Genomic DNA, 241 nt, shown 5'->3' with positions numbered 1-241 from the left:
GCTGAAGCTGTGGCCTGCCACCACCTGCTGCATGCGCGTGTCCAGCATCCAGCTGAAGCCGTGCGCGGCGGTCGTGAGAATGCTGGCGCGGCTCTTCTCGTCGTCGGAGTCGAGGATGCCGCGTGCGTCCTGGGCGACGGCATCGTCGTACCCCTCCAGCGCGGCGCGCAGCGCCTTGGGATCGCGCACCAGGGCGGCGGCCTCGGGCGCGCCCTGGCCGGCTCGGATCACACATTGCAGG

1 protein-coding gene is annotated in these 241 nt (G+C 71.4%); it reads right to left on the bottom strand.

Features of this window, described 5'->3' with window-relative positions; translation table 11 throughout:
* On the bottom strand, positions 1–241 hold a 241-nt coding region (locus KZZ07_RS27350; protein ID WP_219520184.1), incomplete at both ends, for a hypothetical protein.

Source organism: Mameliella sp. CS4 (assembly GCF_019392335.1).
Taxonomy (GTDB): Bacteria; Pseudomonadota; Alphaproteobacteria; order Rhodobacterales; family Rhodobacteraceae; genus Antarctobacter.
The sequence above is the reverse complement of the archived record's forward strand: the minus strand, read 5'-3'. Positions and strand labels throughout refer to the sequence as shown.